13 protein-coding genes are annotated in these 11,936 nt (G+C 65.2%); 4 read left to right on the top strand and 9 right to left on the bottom strand.

Annotation, left to right across the window (positions count from 1 at the left end; all coding sequences use genetic code 11):
* Positions 1–65 precede the first annotated feature (65 nt).
* Complete coding sequence (locus G6N38_RS13665) at positions 66–260, top strand: hypothetical protein (protein ID WP_246227901.1); 195 nt, start codon at positions 66–68, stop codon at positions 258–260.
* Here the strand turns inward: G6N38_RS13665 and G6N38_RS13660 are convergent.
* Positions 234–941, bottom strand: coding sequence for an alpha/beta fold hydrolase (locus tag G6N38_RS13660; protein WP_246228019.1), 708 nt, complete (start codon positions 939–941; stop codon positions 234–236). The two genes, G6N38_RS13665 and G6N38_RS13660, sit on opposite strands and share 27 nt — an antisense overlap.
* Before the next feature lie 121 nt (positions 942–1,062).
* Between G6N38_RS13660 and mhuD the strand changes: the two genes are divergently transcribed.
* Positions 1,063–1,380, top strand: a complete 318-nt coding sequence (gene mhuD / locus G6N38_RS13655; RefSeq protein ID WP_108052429.1) for a mycobilin-forming heme oxygenase MhuD — start codon at positions 1,063–1,065, stop codon at positions 1,378–1,380.
* On the top strand, positions 1,355–2,725 hold the full coding sequence (locus G6N38_RS13650; protein WP_170314164.1) for a serine hydrolase: 1,371 nt from the start codon (positions 1,355–1,357) through the stop codon (positions 2,723–2,725). The genes mhuD and G6N38_RS13650 overlap by 26 nt, the downstream gene beginning before the upstream one ends.
* Here G6N38_RS13650 and G6N38_RS13645 read toward each other — a convergent pair.
* The 7 genes from G6N38_RS13645 to lysS all read right to left on the bottom strand — a co-directional run bounded on the left by G6N38_RS13645 (position 2,705) and on the right by lysS (position 9,770).
* A complete protein-coding gene (locus G6N38_RS13645) occupies positions 2,705–3,262 on the bottom strand; it encodes a histidine phosphatase family protein (protein WP_163748166.1) in 558 nt (185 codons plus the stop codon). The genes G6N38_RS13650 and G6N38_RS13645 overlap by 21 nt on opposite strands.
* A gap of 61 nt (positions 3,263–3,323) precedes the next feature.
* Positions 3,324–4,124, bottom strand: a complete 801-nt coding sequence (locus tag G6N38_RS13640; RefSeq protein WP_163748163.1) for a CbtA family protein — start codon at positions 4,122–4,124, stop codon at positions 3,324–3,326.
* Positions 4,125–4,147: 23 nt separating this feature from the next.
* On the bottom strand, positions 4,148–4,363 hold the full coding sequence (locus G6N38_RS13635) for a CbtB domain-containing protein (RefSeq protein WP_133691537.1): 216 nt from the start codon (positions 4,361–4,363) through the stop codon (positions 4,148–4,150).
* A 143-nt stretch (positions 4,364–4,506) separates the two neighbouring features.
* Positions 4,507–4,875, bottom strand: a complete 369-nt coding sequence (locus G6N38_RS13630; protein ID WP_163748161.1) for a YbjQ family protein — start codon at positions 4,873–4,875, stop codon at positions 4,507–4,509.
* Positions 4,876–4,995: 120 nt separating this feature from the next.
* Complete coding sequence (gene clpC1, locus G6N38_RS13625; protein WP_163748158.1) at positions 4,996–7,524, bottom strand: ATP-dependent protease ATP-binding subunit ClpC; 2,529 nt, start codon at positions 7,522–7,524, stop codon at positions 4,996–4,998.
* 267 nt (positions 7,525–7,791) lie between these two features.
* On the bottom strand, positions 7,792–8,133 hold the full coding sequence (gene lsr2, locus G6N38_RS13620) for a histone-like nucleoid-structuring protein Lsr2 (protein WP_108052435.1): 342 nt from the start codon (positions 8,131–8,133) through the stop codon (positions 7,792–7,794).
* Between the two features lie 116 nt (positions 8,134–8,249).
* Complete coding sequence (gene lysS, locus G6N38_RS13615) at positions 8,250–9,770, bottom strand: lysine--tRNA ligase (protein ID WP_163748143.1); 1,521 nt, start codon at positions 9,768–9,770, stop codon at positions 8,250–8,252.
* A gap of 23 nt (positions 9,771–9,793) precedes the next feature.
* Between lysS and G6N38_RS13610 the strand changes: the two genes are divergently transcribed.
* The gene (locus G6N38_RS13610; RefSeq protein ID WP_163748140.1) at positions 9,794–11,074 is read left to right on the top strand and encodes an alanine racemase; all 1,281 of its coding nucleotides are present in this window, start codon (positions 9,794–9,796) and stop codon (positions 11,072–11,074) included.
* A 58-nt stretch (positions 11,075–11,132) separates the two neighbouring features.
* Here the strand turns inward: G6N38_RS13610 and G6N38_RS13605 are convergent, their stop codons facing one another.
* Positions 11,133–11,936, bottom strand: coding sequence for a type III pantothenate kinase (locus G6N38_RS13605; protein ID WP_163748136.1), 804 nt, complete (start codon positions 11,934–11,936; stop codon positions 11,133–11,135).

Below are 11,936 nucleotides of genomic sequence, written 5' to 3'. Positions count from 1 at the left end.
ATATTATCCCATGCTGTCATTACTGCCACTGTTGGCGGTATCTTTTCTGTCGGAGCATTGCTGCCATGGCTGCGTTGATCACCATCCTGAAGAAACTCCGGCTGCATGCCGATCAATTCCGGATCAGCGCGCCGATGGTCGGTCCGCTCTTCGACGACGCCGACGAGCGCCGGGTCACCCACGACCTTGACGCCGTCCGCACCCGTTTCGAACAACACCCGGCATGGCCGTCGTCAGGTGTGCTCGGGGAGCGCCGCTAGGAACGTCTCGACGGCCTCCCGGTAGCGGTCCGGTGCGTCGTCGTGCACGAGGTGCCCTGCGCCCGGCACATGGACATACCGACTGGCCGGCCCGGCCAGCTCAGCCATCCGGCGCATCTGCCCAGCCGGTGCCACCGAATCACCCGCCTCGATGAGCAACACCGGCGCACGGACCGACTGCCACTGCTGCCAGTAGTCCCTCGTCCCCCACTGCGCGGCGATCTCCAACCAGCGGGCGGGCTGGCCATGCAGGCGCCAGCCGGTCGCCGTCCGGTCGAACGCCTCCAGGAAGTACCGTCCCGCGACCGGCCCGAATTCGTCGTAAACCTGTTCGGCAGTGGAGTATTCGACGGGCAGCGCATGCACCCACGGCTCCCACGCGCCAGTGGTGCGGCCGACGAAGTCCGGTGCCATGTCCTCGACTACCAGCGCGCTCACCAGATCCGGGCGCTGTGCGGCCAGACACCACGAGTGCAGCCCGCCCATCGAGTGGCCGATGAGCACCGCCGGACCGCCCAGGGTGTCGACGGCGTCGCCAAGGTCGGCGACGAATCGTTCAGTGCTGACCGGAGCGGGATCGTCGACGTCACGGCCGCGGTGCCAGGGCGCATCGTAGGTGTAGACCGCACCGAATCCGGTCAGCCAGGAAACCTGCCGCGACCACGTGGTGCCGCGCCCCATCAGGCCGTGCACCAACACCAGCGGGCGGCCGGCACCGCCCCGGTGCGTCAACGATTCGGAGCTCACGGTTTCATCTTGCGTGGTCGGCCACTGCCGTCTGCGGGCGCGGTAACCTTGCGCCATGTCCGTGGTGAAGATCAACGCAATCGAGATTCCACCGGGTGCCGGCCCCGAACTGGAGAAGCGGTTCGCCAACCGCGCCCACGCCGTCGACAACCAGCCGGGGTTCCTCGGGTTCCAGTTGCTGCGACCGGTCAAGGGCGAGGACCGCTACTTCGTCGTGACCACGTGGGAGTCCGAAGAAGCCTTCCAGGCGTGGGCAACCGGACCGGCGATCCACGCGCACGCCGGTGAACGCGCCAACCCGGTGGCCAAGGGTGCCCATCTGCTCGAGTTCGAGGTTGTGTTGGACGTTGCCGGGACCGGCGCCAAGGCGTAGCGCACGCCAGGTGCGCCGGACCGCGGTGGCTGTTGCCACCGTGATCGCATCCGCCGCCGCCCTGGCAACGAGCTGCGCACCGGCACCCGCACCACCGGCGAACGCCGGCGCGGGTGTCCGGATCGACCTCAACACTCCCACCGCAGTGCGGGCCAAGCAGGTCATGGACATGCTGAACTCGGACTGGCCGATCGGACCGGAAAACGTCAAGACGCTAGCCACCGCCGACATGGTGGACCCGGTCGCGCACAGCATGGACTCCCTGTGGTGGGACCGGCCCTACACGCTGGCCGGGGCGGACATCGGCGCGAATGTCGCCACCCTGCATCTGCTGACCTCTTACGGTGCGCGCCAGGACATCGACCTGCGGATCGGGGACGACACTTTCGTCAGGCGATTCGTGGTCGACACCGTGAAACCCAAGATCGACTCGTGGCAGGATGTCGACACGGCATTGAGCCGCACCGGGGCCCGCTATTCGTGGCAGGTATCCAAGGTCAACGACGGCCGCTGCGAAAAGGTCGCCGGCACCAACACCGCTGAATCCCTGCCGCTCGCTTCGATTTTCAAAACGTACGTGCTGTACGCGGTCGAAAGTGCGATCACAGCAGGCACATTGAACTGGGACGACAAACTCACCATCACCGCCGAGGGGAAGAAACTCGGTACGTCGGGCTTCGACAAGCTGCCACCCGGCTCGCAGATCACCGTGCGCCAGGCCGCGGGCAAGATGATCGCCACGAGCGACAACATGGCCACCGATCTACTGATCGGGCGCCTCGGCACCCACGCGATCGAAGAGGCACTGGTCGCTGCGGGCCACCACGACCCGGCGAGCATGACACCGTTCCCCACCATGCGCGAACTGTTCGCGATCGGCTGGGGCAACCCCGACGTGCGGCAAGAGTGGAAGACCGCCGCCATGCCGCAGGAACGTGCAAACCTGTTGCACGACGCCGATTCCCGGCCGTATGACCCCGACCCATATCGCACCCACGCGCCGGGCTCGGCCTACGGCGCCGAGTGGTACGGCAACGCCGAGGACATCTGCCGCGTGCACGCCGGCTTGCAGCGCAACGCCGTCGGGCGCGCGGCCCAGGTCAAGGACGTCATGTCCGAGACCGCGGGCATCGACCTCGACACAGCCGAATGGCCCTACATCGCCGCCAAAGCCGGAAATCTACCCGGCGACATGACATTCAGTTGGTACGCCGTCGACCGCACCGGGCAGGCGTGGGTGGTCAGCTTCCAGTTCAACTGGCCGCGCTTCCATAGCGCCAACGCCGGCGGCTGGGCGATGACGATCATCAAGCAGGTCTTCGGGTTACTGCCCCGGTACCGCTGAGCGAAGCGCCCACACCATTCCGCGATGGTGCAATGTGGTGCGGCTGGCCGGCGCAATATCGATGCGCCAGAACGATTTCGGCGGTGCATCCAGCGCATTCAGGATTACCGCACGGATCACAGCGGGGTGAGTGATCGCCACGACGCGGCCCGGCGTCCGGCTGATATCGGCCAGCCAACCGCGCACCCGGCCGATCAACGCGACAACCGATTCACCGTCATGCGGGCAGCTGTCGGGTTCGGTGAGCCAGCGCGCGAGTTGCCCGGGCTGCACCCTGTCGAGGCTCAACCCGCGCCAGTGACCGCAATCCAGGTCAGCGAGCCGGGCATCGACCAGCGCCGACAAGCCGAGCAGTTCGGCGGTCTGGCGGGTCCGCGTCTCGGGCCCGCACAGCACCGTGTCGACAGCGCCGACATCAAGCCCGTCAAGCTGACGGGCGCCAAGCGCATTTAGCGCTTCGTCGGCCGGAAATCGCCCGGCTGCCATGGCATCGGTCATGGCATGTGACACCACGGTCAGCCGGACGACCTCACTCACGCTGCTCCCTCGCAAGCGAGGTAGCTGTGTATCCGCCTATGGTTCGCTCCGCAAGCGTCGCTCACGCAGGGATGGTCTCCCGTTGCTTGCTATCGAGCAACCGGGACAGCATTGCCGCACCGGCCAGGCCGATCGTCGTCCAGACGATCACCTGAGTGCCAAGGGCATACAACCGGAACTCGTACAGATCGACCGCGGGGAATCCGCCGAACACGATCGTCCCGGCCTCGTTGACCATCGGGCCGGGCGTCTCGTTGATCGTCGGCAGGATGAGCATCACGATCGCGACCGCGACAATGTAGGCACCGCCCGCCGCCAGAGTCGCGTTCCAGGCGCCCAATTTCGGCGTGAGCTGGAAGGCGAGGTAGACCGAGGCAACCATGAACAGCGCGGACAGCGCAACCATCAGCAGGTAGAGCAGAGCGCGCTGCTTGATGGTTTCGTCGAGGCTAGTCGCCGGTGGGCTGGGCGGGTACTTGAGCGCGGGAACCACCCACAGTGCGATGAGCATCGCGCCGGCGGTCAGCACTGCGAGCTTACGAGCCGACACATTGCTGATCCGGCTGTACGCCACGCAGAACACCACCGCGAACAACGCGCCCAGAGCCACGCTGAAGAGCAGCACGCCCAGGCCCATACCGATGTTGGACTGCACAGCCCTGGTGAAGAGCTCGCCGCCTTCTTCATGGGCATGCCCGTGCCCGGACACCGTCTCCATGGCCTCGTGAGCTGCGGCAGTGCCGTCCTCGAAATCGATAGCCCGCCCGATGATCGGCTCGATGAAGATCTTCGACCAGACAAATCCGAGCACGCCAGCAAGGGCGCCGGCCAGAATGCCGCGCCAGATTATTGACTTTTCCATTTTTTTAGCTGGATTCCTCTGACTCAGTGGCAGGGGAAGCCGAGCAGATGGCGGGCGTCATGCACGAATTCGTGGATGTACATGTTGTCGCCGAATACCGAGGTGGCGCCTTGGTCGACGCCGACGAAGTACAGGACCAGCAGCGCGAAGAACGCGGTCAGCGAGAGCCAGACGACGGCCTTGGTGGCCGACAGGTCGACGGCCCTGGACCGGCCTGACTGTGTTTGCGGAGTTGTCATCGGAGTCCTTTCAGGGAGCTGCGCGTCCCAAGATGAACACTGACGAGCTTCGGGTCTGACTGTCAACAGTGGCGCGACCGTTCTGGAGTTTCACCAGATTCCTCGACTCGTCCTTACCCCGAGGATGCTATACCCGCGCGGGTTTAGCTGGCGCCGTAACCCAGCTGCTGTGCGGTGTACTTGGCGCCGTCGCTGATTGGGACGGCCTGCACGGCGGTGCCGTAGGCACAGATCTCGGTCCAGACATCGCCGAGTTCGGTGGTGTCGAAGCGCATACCGATGATCGCGTTGCCGCCGCGGTTGCGGGCCTCGTTCATCAAGCGGTTCATCGCCTCGTTGCGGCTCTCGGCGAGGTTCTTGGTCATGCCCTGCAGCTCGCCGCCGAACATGCTCTTGAATCCCGCACCCATCTGAGAGAAGGCATTGCGCGATCGCACAGTGAGGCCGAACACCTCACCGCATACCCGCTGGATCTCCCAGCCCGGAATGTCGTTCGTGGTAACCACAAGCATGAGCAGAGGGTAGCGGTCGCGGGCGCGCGAATCGATACAGTCGCACAGTATTTACCGACCACCCGGCGGGGCCGCACGAAAAGGCCCCCGACATTGTCGGGGGCCTTTGTCGTTGCTCGGTTACTCGCTGGCGGTGCCGGCGCTGGCCAGGTCCGGCTCGACGGGCTCGACGCGCTTGGGTCCACCGATGAAGGTGAACTTCGCGTCCTCGCCGGCGCCTTCGCCGTCCCAGTTCTCGACGTCGACGGTGACCAGCTGACCTGGGCCGACCTCCTCGAAGAGGATCTTCTCGCTCAGGGCGTCCTCGATCTCGCGCTGGATGGTCCGACGCAGCGGCCGGGCACCCAACACCGGGTCGAAGCCGCGCTTGGCCAGCAGCGCCTTCGCCTTGTCCGTCAGCTCCATCTCCATGTCCTTGGCCTTGAGCTGCTTGGACACTCGGTTCACCATCAGATCGACCATCCGGATGATCTCGTCGCGAGTCAACTGGTGGAAGACGATGATGTCGTCGATGCGGTTCAGGAACTCCGGGCGGAAGTGCTTCTTCAGCTCGTCGTTGACCTTCTGCTTCATCCGCTCGTAGTTGTTCTCACCGCCACCCTGGGTGAAGCCGAGACCGACGGCCTTTGAAATATCAGATGTCCCGAGGTTGCTGGTGAAGATCAGCACGGTGTTCTTGAAGTCGACCGTGCGGCCTTGACCGTCGGTCAGACGGCCGTCCTCGAGAACCTGCAACAGAGTGTTGTAGATCTCCTGGTGGGCCTTCTCGATCTCGTCGAACAGCACGACCGAGAACGGCTTCCTTCTGACCTTCTCGGTGAGCTGGCCGCCCTCTTCGTACCCGACATATCCGGGCGGGGCACCGAACAACCGCGATGCGGTGAAACGGTCATGGAATTCGCCCATGTCGATCTGGATGAGTGCGTCGTCGTCGCCGAACAGGAACTCCGCCAGCGCCTTGGACAGCTCGGTCTTACCGACACCGGACGGGCCGGCGAAGATGAACGAGCCCGACGGCCGCTTGGGATCTTTCAGGCCGGCACGAGTACGGCGGATGGCCTTGGACACTGCGCGAACAGCATCCTCCTGCCCGATGATCCGCTTGTGCAGCTCATCTTCCATGCGCAGCAGCCGAGTGGTCTCCTCCTCGGTCAGCTTGAACACCGGGATGCCGGTCCAGTTACCAAGGACCTCGGCGATCTGCTCGTCGTCGACCTCAGCCACCACGTCGAGATCACCTGAACGCCACTGCTTTTCGCGCTCAGCACGCTGAGCGACCAGTTGCTTCTCCCGGTCCCGCAGGTTGGCGGCCTTCTCGAAGTCCTGCGCGTCGATCGCGGACTCCTTCTCCCGGCGCGCGTCGGCGATCTTCTCATCGAACTCGCGCAGGTCTGGCGGAGCGGTCATCCGGCGGATTCGCATCCGGGCACCGGCCTCGTCGATCAGGTCGATCGCCTTGTCGGGCAGGAACCGGTCGTTGATGTAGCGGTCGGCCAGGGTGGCCGCCGCGACCATCGCGGCGTCGGTGATCGACACCCGGTGATGCGCCTCGTACCGGTCGCGAAGACCCTTGAGGATCTCGATGGTGTGCGCCACCGTCGGCTCACCAACCTGAACCGGCTGGAACCGGCGCTCCAGGGCGGCGTCCTTCTCGATGTACTTGCGGTACTCGTCGAGCGTGGTGGCGCCGATCGTCTGCAACTCGCCACGAGCCAGCTTGGGCTTCAGAATCGAAGCCGCGTCGATGGCGCCCTCGGCGGCACCCGCCCCGACGAGCGTGTGCAGCTCGTCGATGAACAGGATGATGTCGCCGCGGGTGTTGATCTCCTTGAGCACCTTCTTGAGGCGTTCCTCGAAATCACCGCGGTAACGGCTGCCGGCCACCAGCGACCCGAGGTCAAGGGTGTAGAGCTGCTTGTCCTTGAGCGTCTCGGGAACCTCACCGTGCACGATCGCCTGGGCCAGGCCCTCCACCACGGCGGTCTTGCCGACGCCGGGCTCACCGATCAGCACCGGGTTGTTCTTGGTGCGCCGGCTCAGCACCTGCATCACCCGCTCGATTTCCTTCTCACGGCCGATAACCGGGTCGAGCTTGCCCTCCATGGCGGCCGCGGTCAGATTGCGGCCGAACTGGTCGAGGACGAGCGACGTGGACGGGTTGCCCGACTCGCCACCGCGGCCGCCGGTACCGGCTTCCGCGGTCTCCTTGCCCTGATAGCCGGACAGCAACTGGATGACCTGCTGACGCACCCGGGTCAGTTCGGCGCCGAGCTTCACCAGCACCTGGGCGGCCACACCTTCGCCCTCACGGATCAGGCCGAGCAGAATGTGCTCGGTGCCGATGTAGTTGTGGCCGAGCTGCAGCGCCTCGCGCAGGCTCAGCTCCAGCACCTTCTTGGCGCGGGGGGTGAACGGGATGTGCCCGGACGGCGCCTGTTGGCCCTGCCCGATGATCTCCTCGACCTGGCTGCGAACACCCTCGAGCGAGATGCCCAGCGACTCCAGCGACTTGGCGGCTACGCCTTCACCCTCATGAATAAGGCCCAACAGGATGTGCTCGGTCCCGATGTAGTTGTGGTTGAGCATCCGGGCTTCTTCTTGAGCCAGGACGACGACCCTGCGGGCACGGTCGGTAAATCTCTCGAACATCGTCGGTTACCTGCTCTCCTCACGATTAGGTACAGCGGTAGTCACCACGTACCTGTCGTCCACTCTAATGGGAGGCTCCGGGAGGCGTCCTCCCTTGCCCACCCATACCGCGTCTCTAGCGGTGCAGACCTAGCACACCAACGCGGCAGGGCAACGAAACGTTTCCGGTAATCACCGACGGCCGCTTCGCCGCAAGCGAACGGGGCTGACACGTGCGCTTGCGGCAAATGGCCGAGAAGGCCAGACAGGCAAAAGCCCGATGCGGATCTACGTTGCGGCGTGGAAGGCGTCGATGATGTCGGCCGGGATGCGTCCCCGCGTCGACACCTTATGACCGTTGCGGCGTGCCCAGTCGCGGATCGCGGCGCTCTGCTCCCGGTCGATCGAGGCACGCCCACGGCCCGCCGGACCCGAGCGGCCACGGCGACGGCCACCGACGCGACGGCTGGCCTCAACCCACTGCTTGAGATCATTGCGGAGTTTCTGGGCATTCTTCGAGGAAAGATCGATCTCATAGCTCACACCGTCGAGCGCGAATTCGACCGTTTCATCCGCGGCGCCTGCCCCGTCGAAATCGTCGACGAGAGTGACGGTTACTTTCTTGGCCATTTCTCACTGAATCCTTATGCCTGCGCACAACAACCGATGGTTGAGCGTCTTCCTCACTGTGCCACCAATCTGCCACATTGGCACACGGCATTCAACAAGGATTGGATAAGTGCACTTCAGCCATGTCGGCGAACAATCGGGAACAATACCGTTTCCCTAATTGACAAGCCGGTGAGAACCATCAGCAGGCGATCGATGCCCATTCCGGTTCCGGTAGTCGGCGGCATCGCGTACTCCATCGCGGCCAGGAAGTCCTCATCAAGTGCCATCGCCTCGTCGTCCCCGGCGGCCGCGGCCCTGGCTTGGGCCTCGAAACGCTCGCGCTGAACAATCGGGTCGACCAGCTCGGAGTAGCCCGTCGCCAACTCCATTCCGCGCGCATAGAGATCCCACTTCTCGGTCACGCCAGGAATACTGCGGTGCTGCCGGGTCAGCGGTGCGGTCTCGACGGGGAAGTCCTTGACGAATGTCGGGGCCCACAATGTGTCCCCGACCGTGTGCTCCCACAGTTCTTCGACGAGCTTGCCGTGCCCGTATCCACGATCCCGCGGGATCTCCACCTCAAGTCGGTCGGCAATAGCGAGTAAGTATTCGACCGATGTGTCGGGTGTGATCTCGTCACCAAGAGCTTCGGACAACGATGGGTACATTTGTATCGACGCCCATTCACCGTCGACGTCATAGATTGTCCCGTCCGGCAATGGGACTTGCCGGGTGCCGATCGCCTCGTCCGCCACTTCTTGAATAAGTTCGCGGGTGACGATCGCCGAATCGTCATACGTTCCCCACGCCTGATAAGTCTCGAGCATCGAGAATTCCGGCGAATGTGAGGAATCCGCACCTTCGTTTCGGAAGTTCCGATTCAGCTCGAAAACCTTCTCCAGGCCGCCGACCACACACCGCTTCAGGAACAACTCCGGGGCGATCCGCAGGTACAAGTCCGCGTCGAGGGCGTTGGAGTGGGTGACGAACGGACGAGCGGCCGCACCACCGGCCAGCGTCTGCAGCATCGGCGTCTCGACTTCGAGGAAACCTCGACGCTCCAACGCGTTACGCACGGCCCGGACAACCGCGATGCGCTGTCGGGCCACATCGCGGGCCTGCGGGCGCACGATCAGGTCGACATAACGCTGCCGAACCCGGGACTCCTCGCTCATCTCCTTGTGGGCGACGGGCAGCGGGCGCAAAGCCTTGCTGGCCATCAGCCAGGAATCGGCCAGCACCGACAGCTCACCACGGCGGGAACTGATCACCTCGCCGTGCACGAACACGATGTCACCGAGGTCGACCTCGGCCTTCCACGCCTCCAAAGCCGCCTCGCCGACACCGGCGAGGCTGATCATCGCCTGCAGCTGGGTGCCGTCGCCTTCCTGCAGCGTGGCGAAGCACAGCTTGCCGGAGTTGCGGGCAAACACCACCCGGCCGGTGACGCCGACGAAATCGCCGGTCGCGGTGTCGGCGGCCAGGTCAGGGTAGGCCGCGCGGATCTGCGCCAGCGAATGGGTGCGGGGCACCGAAACCGGGTACGGATCCTTCCCAGCGGCCAATAGAGCCTCGCGCTTGCCCTGGCGGATCCGGAACTGCTCGGGGACGTCCGTGCCTGCATGGTCGGTATCCGGGGTATCTGCAGAGCTCACGACATGCCAGCTTAAATGAGGTCATGAGGTCCCTCCTAAACGCGACCGCGGTGGCAGCACTGGCCAACGACCCCGTCGACTGGCGATTCAAGGGTCTGCCCACCGCGTGGGCGGGCCAGACCGCGGCCCAAATCTGCGCCGGCGCGCCCAATCTGTTCGACGCAGGGCCGCTGGGACCGGTGTGCGTTCTGTCCGCCGAGGCGCTGAGCCACAACCTGGCCACGATGGCGGGCTGGTGTGCGCGGCACGGTGTCGAGCTGGCTCCGCACGGCAAGACGCACATGTCTGTCCAACTGCTGGCCCGGCAGTTCGATGCCGGCGCGTGCGCGGTGACGGCCGCGACGATCAGCCAGGTGCGGACCTACCGGGCGTTCGGGGTGCGCGAGGTGGTGCTGGCCAATGAACTGGTCGACGCCGCGGGACTGGCCTGGCTGGCCACCGAGCTGGACGAAGACCCCGAGTTCCGCCTCATCTGCTGGGTGGATTCGGTTCGTGGCGTTTCGCTGATGACCGAAGCACTGCAGGCCGCAGGCGCCCGGCGCCCAGTCGATGTCTGCGTCGAGCTCGGCGCGGCGGGCACCCGCACCGGCTGCCGCGACGACGCCGCCGCCGACGCAGTGGCAGCCGCCGCGGTGGCCAGCCCGCGGCTTCGGCTGGTCGGGGTGGCCGGCTACGAGGCCGCACTGGGCCACGACGTGTCGACCGACGGAGTCGAGCGGGTGCGGGACTACCTGACGTGGATGCGCGCGACCGCGCTGCGGCTGGCGTCATTGTGTGAAGCGGCTGATGTCATCGTGACCGCAGGCGGCAGTACACATTTCGACCTGGTAGCGCAGGCATTGGCCGGTGATTGGCGCACGATTATGCGCAGCGGCGCGTATCTGACCAATGACGATGGGCTGTACCTGCGGACCTCACCGTTGACCAGGCCGGGGGCGCACCCCGGCGGGTTCACGGCGGCGATGCACGTGTGGGCGCAGGTCTGCTCGCGACCCGAGGCAGGACTGGCGCTGCTGACGATGGGCCGCCGTGACGTTTCTTTCGATCAGGGTTTCCCTGTGCCACAACGACTTCGGTGTGGACCGGGCTGGGTGGATGACGCCTTGGCGGGGTGTGAGGTCGTCGCGCTCAACGATCAGCACGCGTTCCTGCGCTTGTCGCCGACCGCCCAAGAAATCGTCGACGTCGGCAGCTGGATCTCGTTCGGGGTGTCCCACCCATGCACGGTGTTCGACAAGTGGCAGCTGATTCCGGTGCTCGACAAGCACGGCCGGGTGACCGACCTGGTGCGCACATTTTTCTAGTGATCTCGGCGCGCAGACCGCCGGTCGGCGAACGAAAACGCGCCGAAATCGTAAAGAATCACCGGGGCCGGCGCTGGTTGTCACGGTTGCGTTCGTAGACCATCCGTAGCCCATCCAGAGTCAGGTGTTGGTCGTAGTGCTGCACGGCGCGCAGGTCGGGCAGCATCAGCGGCGCGGAATGACCGGTGGCCACCACGGCGACATCGGAGCCGGCGAAGCCGTCGACATCCTCCCGGATCCGGTTCACCAATCCGTCCACCAGCCCGGCGAATCCGAACAGCGCCCCGGCCTGCATGCACTCCACGGTGTTCTTGCCGACCACCGACCGCGGCCGGGTGAGCTCGACCCGGCGCAAGGCCGCCGAACGCGCCGCCGCCGCGTCCGAGGACACCTGGACGCCGGGAGCGATTGCCCCGCCGAGGAATTCGCCCTTGGCCGAGACGACGTCGACGCAGATCGACGAGCCGAAGTCCACCACGATAGCGGCCGACCTGAACTTGCCGTAGGCGGCCAAGCAGTTCACTATTCGGTCGGCGCCGACCTCCTTGGGATTGTCGACGAGCAGGGGGATCCCGGTGCGCACGCCGGGCTCGATGAGCACATGCGGCACGCTGGGCCAGTACTGGTCGAGCATCACTCGGACCTCATGCATGACCGAGGGGACGGTGGACAACCCGGTCGCGCCGGTAAGGCGCTCGGAGTCGTCGCCGATCAGACCCTCTATGGTGAGCGCCAACTCGTCGGCGGTCACTTCCGATTCGGTGCGAATCCGCCACTGCTGCGTCACTTTTGCATGATCACCGGAGCCGGAGATCAACCCGACGACGGTGTGGGTGTTGCGGACGTCGATGGCCAGCAGCAC

It is taken from the genome of Mycolicibacterium helvum (assembly GCF_010731895.1).
Taxonomy (GTDB): Bacteria; Actinomycetota; Actinomycetes; order Mycobacteriales; family Mycobacteriaceae; genus Mycobacterium; species Mycobacterium helvum.
The sequence above is the reverse complement of the archived record's forward strand: the minus strand, read 5'-3'. Positions and strand labels throughout refer to the sequence as shown.